Source organism: Candidatus Pantoea edessiphila, assembly GCF_002933355.1.
Classification (GTDB): Bacteria; Pseudomonadota; Gammaproteobacteria; order Enterobacterales; family Enterobacteriaceae; genus Pantoea_C; species Pantoea_C edessiphila.
Window position 1 is genome coordinate 15784 of record NZ_PDKU01000006.1, and the last position, 17546, is coordinate 33329.

General features: G+C 26.7%; 13 protein-coding genes. 4 read left to right on the plus strand and 9 right to left on the minus strand.

Annotated elements, in window-relative coordinates:
- Nucleotides 1-458: 458 nt before the first annotated feature.
- The 9 genes from CRV10_RS03565 to rpmH all read right to left on the minus strand — a co-directional run bounded on the left by CRV10_RS03565 (nt 459) and on the right by rpmH (nt 11291).
- Nucleotides 459-2060 carry an ABC transporter substrate-binding protein gene (locus CRV10_RS03565; protein ID WP_422386888.1) on the minus strand — a complete coding sequence of 534 codons (1602 nt, stop codon included), beginning with the start codon at nt 2058-2060 and terminating at the stop codon, nt 459-461.
- A gap of 551 nt (nt 2061-2611) precedes the next feature.
- A complete protein-coding gene (locus CRV10_RS03570; protein ID WP_136130447.1) occupies nt 2612-3235 on the minus strand; it encodes a Fe-Mn family superoxide dismutase in 624 nt (207 codons plus the stop codon).
- A gap of 279 nt (nt 3236-3514) precedes the next feature.
- Entirely contained in the window at nt 3515-4318 is an 804-nt protein-coding gene (fdhD, locus tag CRV10_RS03575; protein ID WP_136130448.1) for a formate dehydrogenase accessory sulfurtransferase FdhD, read from the minus strand.
- 114 nt (nt 4319-4432) lie between these two features.
- A complete protein-coding gene (gene glyS / locus CRV10_RS03580; protein WP_136130449.1) occupies nt 4433-6526 on the minus strand; it encodes a glycine--tRNA ligase subunit beta in 2094 nt (697 codons plus the stop codon).
- A 2-nt stretch (nt 6527-6528) separates the two neighbouring features.
- On the minus strand, nt 6529-7449 hold the full coding sequence (gene glyQ / locus CRV10_RS03585) for a glycine--tRNA ligase subunit alpha (RefSeq protein ID WP_136130450.1): 921 nt from the start codon (nt 7447-7449) through the stop codon (nt 6529-6531).
- 39 nt (nt 7450-7488) lie between these two features.
- Complete coding sequence (gene mnmE / locus CRV10_RS03590; RefSeq protein WP_136130451.1) at nt 7489-8853, minus strand: tRNA uridine-5-carboxymethylaminomethyl(34) synthesis GTPase MnmE; 1365 nt, start codon at nt 8851-8853, stop codon at nt 7489-7491.
- Nucleotides 8854-8928: 75 nt separating this feature from the next.
- Entirely contained in the window at nt 8929-10566 is a 1638-nt protein-coding gene (gene yidC / locus CRV10_RS03595; protein ID WP_136130452.1) for a membrane protein insertase YidC, read from the minus strand.
- A gap of 211 nt (nt 10567-10777) precedes the next feature.
- On the minus strand, nt 10778-11131 hold the full coding sequence (gene rnpA, locus CRV10_RS03600; protein ID WP_136130453.1) for a ribonuclease P protein component: 354 nt from the start codon (nt 11129-11131) through the stop codon (nt 10778-10780).
- A 13-nt stretch (nt 11132-11144) separates the two neighbouring features.
- Entirely contained in the window at nt 11145-11291 is a 147-nt protein-coding gene (rpmH, locus tag CRV10_RS03605; protein ID WP_136130454.1) for a 50S ribosomal protein L34, read from the minus strand.
- 470 nt (nt 11292-11761) lie between these two features.
- On the opposite strand from rpmH, the gene dnaA reads away from it, so the two are divergent.
- The 4 genes from dnaA (at nt 11762) to dnaT (ending at nt 17542) form a co-directional block, all read left to right on the plus strand.
- The gene (gene dnaA, locus CRV10_RS03610) at nt 11762-13156 is read left to right on the plus strand and encodes a chromosomal replication initiator protein DnaA (protein WP_136130455.1); all 1395 of its coding nucleotides are present in this window, start codon (nt 11762-11764) and stop codon (nt 13154-13156) included.
- 13 nt (nt 13157-13169) lie between these two features.
- Nucleotides 13170-14270, plus strand: coding sequence for a DNA polymerase III subunit beta (gene dnaN, locus CRV10_RS03615; RefSeq protein WP_136130456.1), 1101 nt, complete (start codon nt 13170-13172; stop codon nt 14268-14270).
- Nucleotides 14271-14397: 127 nt separating this feature from the next.
- Nucleotides 14398-16806, plus strand: coding sequence for a DNA topoisomerase (ATP-hydrolyzing) subunit B (gene gyrB / locus CRV10_RS03620; protein ID WP_136130457.1), 2409 nt, complete (start codon nt 14398-14400; stop codon nt 16804-16806).
- Nucleotides 16807-17008: 202 nt separating this feature from the next.
- The gene (gene dnaT, locus CRV10_RS03625) at nt 17009-17542 is read left to right on the plus strand and encodes a primosomal protein DnaT (protein WP_136130458.1); all 534 of its coding nucleotides are present in this window, start codon (nt 17009-17011) and stop codon (nt 17540-17542) included.
- Nucleotides 17543-17546: the final 4 nt, after the last annotated feature.

A 17546-nucleotide genomic window follows, 5' to 3' on the forward strand; every position in this document is an offset into this window, starting at 1 on the left:
GCTGTTTGATACTTACCGTAATAAATAATAATAAAAAAATCAAGAAAAACTGCTGGTTTAAAATATTTTTAATTTTTAAAAAATATGGATCAAATATTTTAGTAAAACACCAGTATTATATTTATGTTTGAAACTTCATCTTAGCCTAATTATTGCTAAAAGAAAAGCATCCGTTAATTAAACTTCAATTATCTAACCATTAGTACACATGAATGTTATATGATAATGAAGTAAATCAAATAATTAATAGTAATAAAATATAATGTTAAAACACCACAAATTATTGCAATCAATATAACACAAATTTGAATTATGCATTGCTTTAAAATGTGGTATTTCATTAGAATTAAGACAGTATATTAATTATTTACAATAATTGCAAGTCATCCACTTTATTAAAGTTAAATTAGTTTATCAAAATAGATATCTAAAATACAATCTAAAAGAAAACTAAATTATTATTCTTTAATATCAACATTATCAAAGTGATGTTTACCAAAAGGATCAACTGTATAACCAATCACTTTATCACTTATTGGTTCAAATATCTTAGCGTGTTTTATTACTAAGATAGGTATCTGATTGTGCATAATCATATGTGCATGTCTGTAAAAATCAATTCTTTTACTATGGGAAATAGAGGTACGTGCTGAATTAATTTTTTCATTAAATGGTTTGTAACACCAGTTAGAATAATTAAAACCATATTTTGTAGGATCACATTTAAATAAATTAGAAAAGAAATTGTCAGGATCTCCGTTTTCACCACTCCAATTCGTTACAATACTTTGATATTTATCATTTTTTTTATGTTTTAAGTAATCATGCCAACTATAATTAATGATTTTTGTTTTCACTCCAATTTTTGCCCAATCAGATTTAATCATTGAAGCTATAAGTTGGACTTCAGTATTATTACATTCTTGCTGGTTTGTAGATAATGTCCATAAATCAATTGAAAAACCATTTTTTAAACCAACTTTACTTAAAATATTTCTAGCTTTTATAGGATTGTATTCATAATTTTTAATTAGTTTATTATATCCCCACATAACTGGAGGAATAAGACTATCTGAAATTCGGCTATTGTCTTTATAGATAGAATTAATAATTGCTTCTCTATTTATAGCCATAGCTAGAGCTTTACGTACTTCCAACTTGTTAATTGGTTTACTTGTTGTGTTAAAAGATAGAAAACTAACATTTAATCCTATTTGATTTGCTATTTTTATATTTTTGTTTTCTTTTACATTTTGCAAATCGGAACGATTTGGATAAGCCATAACATGGCATACTCCTTGTTTGATTTTAGCATAACGTAAAGAAGGATTTGGTATGATAGAAAAGATTAAATGATCAATTTTTGGTTTGGTACCCCAATAATTAGGATTTACTTTGTATATTATACGTACATTCTTTTTATATCTTAACAACTGAAATGGTCCTGTACCCACAGGATTTGTATCAATTTTTTCTGGAGTTCCTGTTTTTAATAGATTATCTGCATATTCTTTAGAAAGAATAGACGAAAAATCCATAGCTAAATTAGATACAAATGGCGCCCATGGCTTAGAAAGAAAAAATTTTACTTTATAAGTATCAATTTTTTCAATTTTATTTATTAACTTAGCCATACCCATGTTTTCAAAATATTTATATTGACCTCCAGAAACTTTATGGTATTTATTTTTTTGATAAAGTTGACGTTCAAAACTAAATATTACGTCATCAGCATTAAACTCACGTGTTGGTTTAAAGTATTTAGTTGATTGCCATTTTACTCCTTTTCTTAGATTAAAAGTATATACTTTACCATCTGAATTTACATCCCAAGATTCTGCTAACCCAGGTTGTAATTCAGTTGTTCCTTGTTTAAATTCAATTAAACGATTATATATTGGAACAGAACTGGCATCGTAAGTAGTATTAGAAGTAAATAATTGTGGGTTAAAACCTTTTGGTGAACCTTCAGAACAATATACAAGAGTTTTTGCTTGAACATTAGTAAATGCCAATACAAAAATTACACTTATACACTTTAAAATCATTTTAGAATTCATTAAATTTAAATAATCAATAATATTTTTACTGAAACTAGCATTTTTTTTGCGATTTAAATTTACGAGCATTAACTGATCTCCATTAGAGATATATGTGTTATCACATTAATTTAGAATGCAATTTACCTAAACATCAATAATTTTATATTTTTACGTCTTACTTTAAATAAATAGACAATCTTTCTAACAGAATTTTTATTCATTAATTTAAATAAAATAATCTTGTAAAAATAGTATTGTTTAAATGAAATTAAAGATAATGAATTAATTTTTGTCAAAGAAAATATGTTTAAAATTGATCTTAATAAGGATTTTTATATGTTTTTTTGTTTATTATCACATTTGAATCATTTTTATTGCAGTCATCGATAATATAAAATTAAAAATTTTTCTAGATTTACATTATTTTATGTAATTGTTAAATATCTATAACGCAAATGCTATTAAATGTTTTTAATATTGATACATGATTAATAATAAACATGTATCAATTAATAAACAAAAAATAAGCGGAATTATTTAATAACTTGCTTAATTATATTTTATTTTTATTAATAATTTTGATTTGATTCAAATCTTTCTGTTGCTTTGTTCCAATCAACTACGTTCCAAAATGCTTTTACATAATCAATACGTCTATTTTGATATTTAAGGTAATAGGCATGTTCCCATAAATCTAAACCAATAATTGGGTTACCATCAACACCAGCGATTGCATTGCCCATTAATGGATTATCTTGATTCGCAGTAGAAACAATTGATAAATTGTTATCTTTGTTTATTAACCATGCCCAACCAGATCCAAAACGTGATAGGGCAACTTTTTCAAATTCTTTTTGAAAAATCAACAAATTACCAAAAGTATTTTCAATAGCTATTTTTAAATTTCCTTTTAAAATAGTATTAATTTTCAATCCTTTCCAAAAAAAGGAATGATTAGCATGACCACCAGCATTATTACGTATGGTTTCTCTTATTTTAACAGGTAATTTATTTAATTTAGTTATTAAAATATTCACTGGTAAAGAAGAAAATTCTGATCCTTCTAGTATAGAATTAGTATTATTTATGTAAGTTTGATGATGTTTAATATGATGTATTTCCATTGTTTGTTTATCAATAAATGGTTCTAAAGCGTCATATGAATACGATAGTTGTGGAAGTGAATAACCCATTATTATATCTCCATTAAGTATAATTTTTATTGATTTATATTTATTAAAAGTATCATCAAATTATAGATTCTATAATCTTTCAACAGAAATGATTGATCTATCATAAGCAATAATGTTTTCAAATTTAAAAATTTTCATTAAGATGTATTATAATGAATTGGTGATGAAAGGTTCATTGACTATAACAATACATTATAAACCAAAGATTATTATATTTACAATAATATAATCATTATTACCAATGATCACTTATTTGAAAAATAACTAAAGAATAATATATCATATTAACCTTTTAGGATGAGTATAAACTGTATAGCAACCTGATTTAGCAAAACCAACTAAAGTTATATTACATCTTTCTGCTACTTCAACTGCTAATGCTGTCGCTGCAGAAATAGCAAAAATGATTTCAATTAAGCACATAGCTGATTTCTGTATTATTTCATAACTAGCACGACTAGATATTAAAATTGCACCATTATGTATATCTTGAATTTTCATAATGTGACCTAACAATTTGTCTAATGCTACATGACGACCTACATCTTCATATCCGCAAAGAATGTTCCCATCATGTTGAACCCATGCTGCAATATGAGTACAATGCGTTTTTTTCCCAATTGGTTGGTAATTTTTTAATTGTTTAATTGCAGAATCAATATTCTTAAGTTCAATTTTTTGAGTAAAAGGTAATTTTTCAATATTTGTAGAGTAAATATCAATTTGATTTAGTTGTTCAATGCCGCATATTCCACATCCAGTTCTACCAACGAATCCTCTTCTTTTCATTTTTAACCTTTCAAAACAACGTGAAGAAATTTGAATTTGAATTTCAATACCATTATCATTAAATATTTTATCTATACCTAAAATATCACTGTAATAATCAACAATACCTTCAGAAAAAGAAAAACCAATTGCAAATAAATCTAAATGTTTTGGTGTGACCATCATAACAACATGGGATATACCATTATAAACTAATACAGTTGGCACTTCTTTTGCTAATATATCAACACTTGATGTAAAATTAATAGTATTGTTTTTCCATATTTTTTTTATTATCGTATCAACATACATCATATTTATAATAAAAATTTTAGTTATTTACATTAATGTAATTAGTTTTTTAATAAAGTAATGAATTATATCTTATAAAATGGATTTTTTTACTACAAGTAAAAAAATTATATTCCTCTAATTTTTATTCTTTAATAATGATATATCTGCAACTTTAAGAAAAAGAAATCTTAATTTTGATAATAAAATTAGACGATTAACATATATATTCATATTACTTGTATTAATTATGACTTTATTAAAAAATTTATCTATGACGTTTTTCAATTTAGATAGTTCAATTAAAATTTCTTTGTATAAGTATTGATTAAAATAAGGTTCTAATTTAACTGTTAATGTTAATATATTATTTGCTAGTACAATTTCTTCTTCTTGATTTAATAAAGATAAATTTATATCACTATCTGGTAGTTTTCTCTTAGATTTTATTAAAAAATTAGCTACGCGTTTATTTGCTATTATTAATGAATTTGATTCTTTAAGTGATAAAAAGTAGGTTAATGCTTTGATACGTAAATCAAAATCTATTGGATATAGTGGGCGAACAGATAAAACAGCTTGACAAATATCAACACTGTACCCATCTCTAAGATATAATTTTTGAAGACGGCTGAACATAAAATTTAAAAAATCACTAACGGTATTACTATTGGTCAATTGATCCTTAAATTGATCTTTATATAGGACTACAGCTGCTTCAGCAATATCATGTAAACTTAATGGTAATTGTCTTTCAAGAATAATACGCAATATTCCAAATGCAGCACGGCGAAGAGCTAAAGGATCTGCACTGCCTTTAGGAAACTGATTGATGCTAAACATACCAATTAAAGTATCTATTTTATCAGATATCGCTAAAGTACATCCTATTAAACTAGAAGGTATTACATCTGTAGAATTGCAAGGTTTGTATTGTTCACCTAATGCAAGTGCAACATCTTCGGTTTCACCGTTGTAACGTGCATAATACATACCCATAATTCCTTGCATTTCAGTAAATTCAAACACTATACTACTAACTAAATCACATTTTGATAGTAAAGCTGCACGCATAGAATTTTTTATGTCAGCACCTATCTTAACAGCAATAAATTTACATAAATTTACAACTCTTTTTGTTTTATCCTTTAAAGAACCTAATTGTCTGTGAAATATAACTTTATCCAAAAATACTAAATTATCTTCTAACCATTTTTTTCGATCATGATCGAAAAAAAATTTAGCATCTACTAAACGGGAATTTAAAATTTTCTCATTACCAATGATTACACTATTCATATCATTAGATTCTATATTGCTAACAAAAATAAATTTGGATAATAATATACCTTGACTATCATATAATGGAAAATACTTTTGTACATGCTTCATAATATGAATTAATATTTCTTTAGGAAGATCTAGAAAAAATTTTTCAAAATTTGCATATAATACAACTGGCCATTCAACTAGCGATGTAACTTCTTCTAATAAATCATCATTTGTATCCACTTGACCACCTAATTTATAGGCAATCAATTCAATATTATTTTTAATGATTTTTTTCCTTTCCTTATGATCTGCAATAACCTTACCAAGGTCTAAAATAATTTGAGGATATTGATCTGCATTAGCTAAAGTAATCTTACTTTTACCCATAAAACGATGGCCATAAACAATTCTTGTAGTTTTAATTCCTAAAATAATACCTGGAACTAATTTATTACCAAATACTACAGTAATATTACGAATGGGACGAATAAACTTTATGCTACTTTCTCCCCATTTCATGGATTTTGGTGATGATATATTTTTTAATGATTTTTCAATTATCAATGGTAATAATAATTGTACCTTTTCACCTTTCAATACTTTACGATAAATCAACCATTTACCTTTAATAGTATGCAGAGTTGCAACTTGATCAATAACTATATTATTATTTTTTAACCACTTCATGGCTACTTGGGTCAAGTTACCTTTAATATCAAAAGCATCAATTAATGTAGGACCACGTTTTTCAATTACTATATCAAGTTGATATGGTTGTAAATTTATTGTTTTTATTGCTAATCGTCTGGGAGATGCAAACCAGAAAACTGTTTCAAAAGTAAAGCGAAAATTATTAAATTCATTTATGATATTATCATAAAATAGCTGTGCTAAGACACGAAGTTTTTTTGGTGGCAATTCTTCTGTGCCAATTTCTATTAATAAGGTTTTTCCATTCATTATCACCTCTTGATTTTTTTTATGTTACATAGTGGAAAACCTAATTTTTTACGAGAAAAATAATAAGCCTCAGCCACAGCTTTAGTTAAATTCCGGATTCGTAAAATATAACACTGTCGTTCAGTTACTGAAATAGCTTTACGTGCATCTAATAAATTAAAATGATGAATTGCCTTTAAAATACATTCAAAAGCTGGTATTGGTAAAGGTTTTTTAAGCTTAAGTAGAAACATAACTTCTTTTTCATACTGTTCAAAACGTACTAGTAAAAAATCAATATTAGCAAATTCAAAATTATAAGCCGATTGCTCTAATTCATTTTTATAAAAAATATCTCCATAAGTAATCGGACCATTTAAACCACTGCTCCATATTAAATCATAAACATTATCAATGTTTTGTATAAACATTGCAATTCTCTCTAATCCATAAGTTATTTCACCTGTAATAGGGTTACAATCAAGGCATCCAATTTGCTGAAAGTAAGTGAACTGAGTTATTTCCATGCCATTGAGTAATACTTCCCAACCTATTCCCCAAGCTCCTAAAGTTGGATTCTCCCAATTATCTTCTACAAAACGAATATCTTGTATAGAAGTATTTATACCTATTTCTTTGAGAGAACTTAGATATAAGTCTTGGATGTTATTTGGAGAAGGTTTAATAATAACTTGAAATTGAAAATAATATTGTAAACGATTTGGATTTTGACCATAACGTCCATCAGTAGGTCTACGTGAAGGTTGAACATAAGCAGCTGCAATAGGTTCAGGACCTAATGCATTTAAACAAGTTATTGGATGTGAAGTCCCAGCACCTACTTCTATATCTAATGGTTGAATAATCATAAGGCCATGACGCATCCAATATGCCTGTAAAGTAAAAATTAAACCTTGAAATGTTTTTATATCAAATTTTTTCATTCTAAATTTGAAATCAATTAAACGTTAAACACAAAAATATTACTTACCTATGCAAAAATTGGAAAAAATTTCATTTAATAAATCTTCAGAAGTAAATTCTCCAGTAATTTTATCAAGTTCTATTTGAGCAACACGTAGATCTTCAGCTATAAATTCATTATTAAAAATTTGTAACATTTTTTGCTTACTTTTTATTAAATAATTATGTGCTATTTTTAATGATTGCAGATGACGTCTTCTAGCAATAAAATTACCTTCTACAGTGTTTACAAATCCTGCTGTTTCCTTAAGATGTTTAAGTAAATATTGTATTCCAGCATTAGTTAATGCTGATATATGGATTATCGTAAAACTATTTAATTTAGTTAAACCTAAAGCTTCTTTAGTAAGATCTGCTTTATTTCTTACTATAGTAACGGATATTTCTTTTGATAAGCTTGATAGAAAATCCAGTAACATTTTCACAGATTTAGCATTATTTATTTCTGTTCCATCTACCACAAATAAAACATGATCAGCTTTTTCAATTTCGTATAAAGCTCGTTTAATGCCAATACATTCTACTTCATCATACGCTTCGCGTAAACCAGCAGTATCTAATATATGTAACGGCATACCATCAATGTTAATATGTTCGTGTAAGACATCACGAGTAGTTCCAGCTTGACTAGTTACTATTGCGGTTTCTGTTTTTGTTAAAGCATTAAATAAACTAGATTTTCCAGCATTTGGATGTCCAGCGATTACTATTTTCATTCCTTCATTTAATAAAAAACCTTGTTGTGCTTCAGAAAGTAATTGTTGTAAGTTTTTTATAATTATACTAAGTCTTTTTTTGATTGTATCATTAGATAAACTACTGATTTCCTCTTCAGGAAATTCAATTTGAGCTTCTATATGAACTCTTAATTTAATTAGATCTTTTATAATTTTATTTATGCGATTTGAAAATACACCTTGTAGAGAATTGATCGCAGAACGTGCTGCTTGCTCTGAACTAGCATTAATCAGGTCTGAAATTGCTTCAGCTTGAGCTAAATCAATTTTACTATTTAAAAAAGCACGTTCAGAAAATTCCCCAGGATTTGCAAGACGTACTGTAGGAAAAGTTAAAATACATGTTAATAATAGATCTAAAACAACTGGTCCACCATGACAATGAAGCTCTAATACATCTTCCCCAGTAAAAGAATTAGGATTTGGAAACCATAAAGCAATACCTTTATCTAATATTTTGTTATTAAAATCACTAAAAGCTAAGTAATCAGCATAACGCGGCTTAGGAACTTTACCTAGTATTTTTTTTGCTATTTCTGAAGCTTTATTTCCAGATATACGTAAAATTCCTACACTACCCTGTCCAACAGGCGTTGCTTGAGCAACAATAGTATCATTTATATTCATGGGTTATGAGCTAAACTTATCATGAGTATATTAAAATGTTTTCAGTAATATAGAATATATAATTTTGCATTTTTATTATAAAATACCATATTTTTTTAAACTACGATATATCATTTGTTGTTGTAAGATAGTTACTAAATTACTAATAATGTAATATATGACTAAACCTGATGGAAACCATAAAAAGAAGATTGTAAATATTATTGGCATATACATCATTACTTTCTGTTGCAATGGATCACTAACGTTTATTGGAGACATTTTTTGTATAAACCACATAGTTCCACCCATCAAAATTGGTAGAACATAATATGGATCTTGTGTTGATAAATCATGTATCCAAAAAATAAAAGGAGCTTGTCTTAATTCCACTGAATTTGAAAGCATATAATATAAAGCAAGAAAAATAGGCATTTGAATTAATATCGGTAAACAGCCACCTAAAGGATTAACTTTTTCTTCCTTATATAAATTCATCATTGCTTGACCCATTTTTTGTTTATCATTATCAAAACGTTCACGTATAATCTGAATTTTAGGTTGTATCATACGCATTTTAGCCATTGATATATATTGAGCTTTAGTAAGTGGATACATTAATCCACGAACAATAAACGTAATAATTATAATAGAAAAACCCCAATTGTTAACAAAACTATATATAAATTTCAATAATTTGAATAATGGTTTTGCAATAAACCATAACCAGCCATAATCGACAGTCAGATCAAGATTAGGAGCAACAAGAGCCATTTTATCTTGAAGTTCTGGACCTAGCCAAACAGTGCTAGCAATATCTTTTGTAGTTCCAGGTGGTATAACTAATTCTTCAGATTGGAAACCTATAGCTACCGTATTATTATTAATATTATTTGTGTAAATAGTATTAAGATTTCCAGTAGTATTGAGTATCAAAGCTGTTACAAAATATTGTTGAAGCATTGCTATCCAACCGGTTTTTGTTTTTACATTTAAATTTTCATTTTCTACTATATTATCAAATTTATATTTTTTATATTTTATATCATCTGTGGAGTAAGCAGCTCCACGAAATGTATGCAAAGCAAAATTGTTATTAGCTTGCTTGTATTTTGGTAGTTCTAATGTTTGTTTTAACTGACCAAAGACTGATAATCTAATATATTTTTTGGTAAAATTATGAATTTTATAACGAATATTAATGAAATATTCTCCTCTTTTAAATGTAAAAATCTTATCATAAATTACCCCAAATTTATTTTTATAAGACATTGATACTTCTAATATATTTTTATCTTTTGACATTTTAAAATATTGTTTTTTTGTAATAAACATAGGTCTTATTTGTTTATCTATATTATCTGGTCCGTCAATACCATTTAAACCTGTCTGTATCTGATAAAGAAAATCTTTGTTAGTTTCAAGTATTTTAGTAGGTTTATGAGAACCAATTTTTTCTGGAAAAGCTAATAATTCTGCTTGATAAATATCTCCACCATAATTACTGATCTTTAAAGATAACACATCAGTTTTTACAAAAATATTTTGATCTTTTTTATTGATCAAAATATTTTTGTCTTCGTCTATATTAATTTTACTGTTATTAGATGTATTTTCATTATTAATTTGTTGATCATTAAATAGTTGTAAGTTATGATCTGTTTGCCAAGTTTGCCAAAGGATAATGAACAAGACTAAGAAAACAATCAAAAAAAGATTACGTTGTGAATCCATCTTTAATATTCTCTAGTATAAAAAATTTTTAATAATACAGGTAATAGCTACCTGTTGTAATATGGTAATACTTAAATGCACATTTAAATATTATTTTGTTTTGTTTAATCTTCATTAAAAATATTAAAAATATATTTAAAATAGTTTAAATAAAAATTGCAATATGGTTGTATAAATGAGCTAACAAAAATCTGGTAAATATATCTTATTATTAATAAGATAATTGATAGTAACGCATCCATAGTTTATCCAGTTTTTTCAATAAAGCATAGTTATCTAAATCAGAAACTCCTTTTTTTGTTACTACCACAAAATCCATTAGTGGTAATTTATACTGATTTAAACGAAAACTTTCCCTAATTAATCTTTTAATTCTATTTCGTTCATGGGCGAGTTTAATATGTCTTTTTGCAACAGTAAGCCCAATACGTGGATATTTTAATTTATTATTACGCCCGAATATAGTGGCCTGCGGACAATAGACACGTTGAGACTCTTGGAATACGAGAAAAAACTCACTGGAATTTAATAAACGTAATTTTTTAGGAAAAGATAAATTAATCATGATATAAATCATATCAAAATTTTTTAGAAATGGTTAAATAAATTCTTCCTTTTGCACGTCTATGAGCTAAAATCTTACGACCATTTTTAGTAGACATACGAGCACGAAAACCATGTGAACGATTACGTTTTATTAAAGAAGGTTGGTATGTTCTTTTCATATTCTGTTTCACCTTAAAATTAATTACAAAATGTATTTTTTATAATGACGAATTATAATGTTTTTTTAATTAATTCAAAAGATATAATATTTATTTTTTATATCAATACAAGGTATATTTTAATAAAAGATGAACGATATTTAAAATATTTATAATTTACAATTTTATGTAAATTAGTTAATATATTTCCCAAAGAAACATAATTAATATATTTTGACATATTAAAAATTTGTATGGGAAACAATTATGAATAAACAATTTTCCTATTGCAAATATTTTTTTGTTATTTCTATTCACTGAATTTTAATTTCATATCAATATAATACTAGAACCAAAATAAATACTATAATATATTTTACTCTAATTACTCTAAAAATTTAGATTTATTTTAATGAAAAGTTTTTACTTATGCAGATAGTTTATTTTCTATCATTAACTTTTAATAAACAGTCAGAATATTGGAGTGTGAAGTGTCAATTACGCTTTGGCAACGATGCCTTATCCGTTTGCAGGATCAACTTCCTGCTACTGAATTTAGCATGTGGATTCGTCCATTACAAGCTAAACTAAGTAAAAATACTCTTGCCTTATATGCTCCAAATCGATTCGTACTTGACTGGGTTAAAGATAAGTATTATAAAGATATAAGTGAATTAATGAAAGAATTATGTGGAATTAATGCACCTTTATTAAATTTCGAAGTTGGATTGTGTAATATAGATAACGTAGAAAATAGTATTACAAACAATATTGGAATATCAATCAATTCGATAAGAGGTTCTGTTCATAATAAATTAAATTCTTCAATTTGTAATAATATTTTACTAAAATCTAATGTTGTTTATCATTCAAATTTAAATCAAAAATATAATTTTGACAATTTCATTGAAGGTAAATCTAATAAATTAGCACGCACAATTGCATATCAAGTTGCAAATCATGGAGTTGTTAAGTATAACCCATTATTTATATATGGCGATACTGGTATTGGAAAAACACATCTACTCCATGCTATAGGAAATAAAATTATTAACAAATTATTAGATATAAAATTAGTTTATATACATTCAGAATTATTTGTTCAAAACATGATAAAAGCAATAAAAAATAATGCAATAGAAGACTTCAAATATTACTATCGTTCAGCTGATACATTGATTATTGATGATGTACAGTTTCTTTCAAACAAAGAAAGATCCCAAGAAGAACTATTTCATACCTTTAATGTATTATTGGAAAATAATAAACAAATTATTCTTACTTCAGATCGGTATCCTAAAGAACTTTATGGTGTTCAAGATCGCTTAAAATCACGTTTTGATTGCGGTTTAACTATAGCAATCAATCCTCCTGAGTTGGAAACTCGTATAGCAATATTAATGAAAAAAGCTGGTGAAAACGATATTATCCTATCAAATGACGTGGCATTATTTATTGCGAAACATTTAAATTCTAACATACGTGAATTAGAAGGTGCTTTAAATCGTATAATTGTGAATGCTAATTTTATAGGGTGTGTAATTAGTATTAATTTTGTAGAAAAAATCTTAAAAGACTTATTTTCTTCACAAGAAAAGATAATAACAATTTATAATATTCAACAAAAAGTAGCTGAATATTACAAAATAAAAATAACGGATATGATTTCTAAAAAAAGATCACGCTTATTCACTCGTCCTCGACAAATTGCTATGGCAATAGCTAAGGAAATTACTAATCATAGTTTACCTGATATAGGTAGCGCTTTTGGTGGGAGAGATCATACTACAGTAATTCATTCTTGTCGTAAAATTCGTCAATTATGCAAAAAAGATTTTGATCTTAAAAAAGATTTTTATAGTCTTATTAAATTTTTATCTTCTTAAACATATAAACTTTATGCAACTAATTATTGAAAGAGAAAAATTAATTAAACCTTTACAACAAATAAGTAATTTATTAAATGGACGTCCAATACAACCCATTCTAGGCAATATATTAATAGAAGTAAATAATAAATTATTATCTCTTACGGTAACTGATTTAGAAATAGATATGGTAACTCATATACTATTATTAAAATCAGATAAACAGGGATCTACCACAGTACCAGCACGAAAATTTTTAGCAATATGTCGAAATCTTCCAAAAGAATCAATTATTAATATCTTTTCTAAAGATAATCATATATTTATAAATTCTGGTAATAGTCGTTTTTCTTTATTAACTTTACCTTCTACTAATTTTCCTAATATAGATAATTGGCATATTGAGATTGAATTCAATCTAATACAAGGTAGTTTAAAACAACTTATTGCATTCACTCAATTCTCAATGGCATATCAAGATATACGTTACTATTTGAATGGCATTATGTTTGAAACTTCTAGTGAAGGAATTAGAGCAGTAGCTACAGATGGCCACCGTTTAGCAACTTGCTTTATTAAAACACATAATAAATTACCAAATTATTCCGTAATAGTACCTCGTAAAGGTATAACTGAATTAATGAGATTGTTAAATGGAGAAAACACAAATCTAAAAATACAAATAGGTTCTAATAATATTAGAGTATATACTAACGAAATTATTTTTACATCAAGATTAATTAATGCCTCCTTTCCTGATTATCATCAAGTATTACAAAAACACTTAGATAAAAGTTTAGAAGTAGACTGTATTTTATTAAAGCAAGCCCTTTCTCGTGCAGCTATTCTTTCTAATGAACAATTTATGGGTATCCGACTGAACATCAGTAAAAATCAACTAATAATTAAAGCAAACAACCCTGATAATGAAGAATCAGAAGAAAAATTAAAAGTTATTTATAATAGTGATAAATTGGAAATTTGTTTAAATGTTATATATATTCTAGATATATTGAATATATTAAAAAATGGAGTGGTACGTCTATCATTTAAAGATTCTATGTCTAGTGTACGTATACAAAATATTGCAAATGAAAATATTTGTTATGTAATTATGCCAATGCGTATGTGAATTTATATTCATTTATTTCTTAAACAAGAATGATTTACCAAAAATATAAATAGTTGTATTGATAATTTTTTAAAAATATTAATAAATAAAATTTTCATTATTTACTCAAAATTAACGAGAAACATCAATGTCTAATTCTTATAATTCTTCTAATATTCAAATCCTGCGAGGACTAGATGCTGTACGTAAACGTCCAGGTATGTATATCGGTAATACAGATGATGGAACTGGCTTACATCATTTAGTATTTGAAATTGTTGATAATGCAATTGATGAATCACTTGCTGGTTACTGTAATGAAATTAAAGTAATAATACATTGTGATAATTCAATTTCTGTTATAGATAATGGACGCGGCATCCCCACTGATCTGCATGAAGAAGAAGGGATTTCTGCTGCTGAAGTTATAATGACGGTATTACATGCTGGTGGTAAGTTTGATGATACTTCTTATAAAGTATCTGGAGGTCTTCACGGCGTTGGCGTATCAGTTGTTAATGCTTTATCACAAAAATTAGAGCTAACTATATACCGAGAAAAAAAAATATACCAACAAACTTACTTTTTTGGTGTACCTCAATCTCCTTTAAAAGTTGTTGGCAAAACTGAATTAAATGGCACTAAAATACATTTCTGGCCTGACTATAAAGTTTTTACTAACATAAATAAATTTGAATATGTTATTTTAGCAAAACGTTTACGTGAATTATCTTTTTTAAATTCTGGTATTTCGATTTATTTAATAGATCAACGTGACAATAAAAATGACTGTTTTCTTTATAATGGAGGAATTAAAGCTTTTATAAACTATTTAAATAAAAATAGAAATCCAATACACCCTAATATTTTTCATTTTGCTAGTGAAAAAGATCATATTAATGTAGAAGTAGCAATGCAATGGAACGATAGTTTTCAAGAAAATATTTATTGTTTTACTAATAATATTCCACAACAAGATGGAGGAACACACCTTGCAGGTTTTCGTACAGCAATGACACGTACATTAAACACTTATATGGATAAAGAAGGTTATATTAAAAAATATAAAGTTACTACTACAGGAGAGGATGCACGTGAAGGTTTAGTTGCTATTATTGCAGTAAAAATTATGGACCCAAAGTTTTCTTCTCAAACTAAAGAAAAACTAGTATCTTCAGAAGTAAAATCTGCAGTAGAACAACAGATGAACGAACAACTTCTAGATTATTTATTAGAACATCCTAATGATGCAAAGATTATAGTTAATAAAATAATTGATGCAGCCCGTGCTCGAGAAGCTGCACGCCGTGTACGTGAAATGACTAGACGTAAAGGTATATTAGAATTAGTAGGTTTACCAGGTAAATTAGCAGATTGTCAAGAACATAATCCAGCATTATCGGAAATTTATTTAGTGGAAGGAGATTCTGCAGGTGGTTCAGCAAAACAAGGGCGTAATCGTAAAAACCAAGCGATATTACCTTTAAAAGGAAAAATTTTAAATATTGAGAAAGCGAAATTTGATAAAATGTTGACTTCGCAAGAAGTAATAACATTAATTACTGCTTTAGGTTGTGGTATTGGTCGCAATGAATATAATCCAGATAAACTTCGATATCATAGAGTAATTATAATGACTGATGCTGATGTTGATGGTGCTCATATTCGTACTTTACTTTTAACTTTTTTTTATCGTCAAATGCCAGAAATCATTGAACGTGGTCATGTTTATATTGCCCAACCTCCACTATATAAAATTCAGAAAGGAAAAAAAGAATGTTATATTAAAGATGAACTCGAAATGAATGAATATCAAATGAAAAATGCACTTGATGGAGCTATGTTATATTTTAAATCTGGAATTTCACCTATAACAGGAAAAGATTTGGAAAAACTGGCGTATAAATTTGATAAAATGACACAAGCGATGAAAGCAGTAGATCGTTCGTTTCCTCTTAATTTATTGCAAGCTTTTATTAATCAAGATAATATTATTGACTTTGGTAATAAACATGGGGTTAATCAGTGGTTACTAAAATTGGTTATATATTTAAATAAATATTCAAAAGATGATAGTCATTATACATTTAAAATTATTAATAACAATGAAAATAATATTTATGATCCTGTGTTAAATATTTGTACGTATGGTATTAATCAAGAGTACGTGATCGACAAGACAATTTTTGATACTCAAGAATATAAAAAAATTTATGAAATGAATAATGATTTTCGTGATCTTATACAAGAAGGTGCATATATCAAAAGGGGAGAAAATTATCAATTAATTGATAATTTTGAACAAGCTATTAATTGGTTAGTTAAAGAATTTAATAATAATATATCAATCCAACGTTATAAAGGTTTAGGAGAAATGAATCCTGAACAGTTATGGAAAACTACTATGAACCCAGATAGCCGTCGTATGTTACGTGTAACAATTAAAGATGCTGCAATTGCTGATCAGTTATTTAGTACACTTATGGGTGATGCAGTTGAACCTAGACGAATATTTATTGAAAACAATGCATTAACAGTTACCAATATTGATATTTAATAATCTTGTACAGTTTATTTTTATAAATATTAGTAAAACTCAACATAATAAATAAATATACTAGATCTGTTAACTATCATCCATTAATGCAATATAGTATTATTGTTTAATAGACATTATGATTTTATATAAATATTTTACATAAAAATCTTATATTATATTTATTCATATTCACATATTATTATTAACATCAGGTTTCTTAATGCCAAAAAAAATTTTAACCCCTAAAATTATAAGTTTAAGTTCATTTTGTCAAAATCCAATTAATTCTTTAAAAGATAGTGATACAGGTATTTTAGCTATACTACAAAATTATACGCCGGTTATGTATGCTATTACACCAGAACGTTTAACACAACTATTAGCTTTAGAAAATCGATTTAAACAAAAAAATAATATTTTAATGAAAAGCAGTTTTTATAATAATTTAAACCTAAATACATTTACACCCATAGGTAAATATGCGATGTATGATGGTTGGAAACCAGACTCTGATTTTATACGTCAAGCAGCCATCTGGGGTATACCATTAAATAAATCAGTAACAAATACTGAACTATCAGCTTTTACATCATATTGGCATGCGGAAGGTAGTTTGTTTCATCATGTTCAATGGCAACAAAAATTAGCACGTCATTTACAAATGACCCGTACCAATAATTTTGACAAATCAAAAAATAATATTACGCAATTACCGAATTCAAATTTTAATATTCCTGAAGGTTTTCGAGGGTAATCTA

Bases quoted from the DNA above. Each gene is read 5' to 3' on its own strand.
- dnaN (WP_136130456.1), top strand. From the start codon at position 13,170: ATGCAACTAATTATTGAAAGAGAAAAATTAATTAAACCTTTACAACAA.
- CRV10_RS03565 (WP_422386888.1), bottom strand. From the start codon at position 2,060: ATGAATTCTAAAATGATTTTAAAGTGTATAAGTGTAATTTTTGTATTG.
- rnpA (WP_136130453.1), bottom strand. From the start codon at position 11,131: ATGATTAATTTATCTTTTCCTAAAAAATTACGTTTATTAAATTCCAGT.
- rpmH (WP_136130454.1), bottom strand. From the start codon at position 11,291: ATGAAAAGAACATACCAACCTTCTTTAATAAAACGTAATCGTTCACAT.
- CRV10_RS03570 (WP_136130447.1), bottom strand. From the start codon at position 3,235: ATGGGTTATTCACTTCCACAACTATCGTATTCATATGACGCTTTAGAA.
- dnaT (WP_136130458.1), top strand. From the start codon at position 17,009: ATGCCAAAAAAAATTTTAACCCCTAAAATTATAAGTTTAAGTTCATTT.
- gyrB (WP_136130457.1), top strand. From the start codon at position 14,398: ATGTCTAATTCTTATAATTCTTCTAATATTCAAATCCTGCGAGGACTA.
- yidC (WP_136130452.1), bottom strand. From the start codon at position 10,566: ATGGATTCACAACGTAATCTTTTTTTGATTGTTTTCTTAGTCTTGTTC.
- fdhD (WP_136130448.1), bottom strand. From the start codon at position 4,318: ATGATGTATGTTGATACGATAATAAAAAAAATATGGAAAAACAATACT.
- glyS (WP_136130449.1), bottom strand. From the start codon at position 6,526: ATGAATGGAAAAACCTTATTAATAGAAATTGGCACAGAAGAATTGCCA.
- glyQ (WP_136130450.1), bottom strand. From the start codon at position 7,449: ATGAAAAAATTTGATATAAAAACATTTCAAGGTTTAATTTTTACTTTA.
- mnmE (WP_136130451.1), bottom strand. From the start codon at position 8,853: ATGAATATAAATGATACTATTGTTGCTCAAGCAACGCCTGTTGGACAG.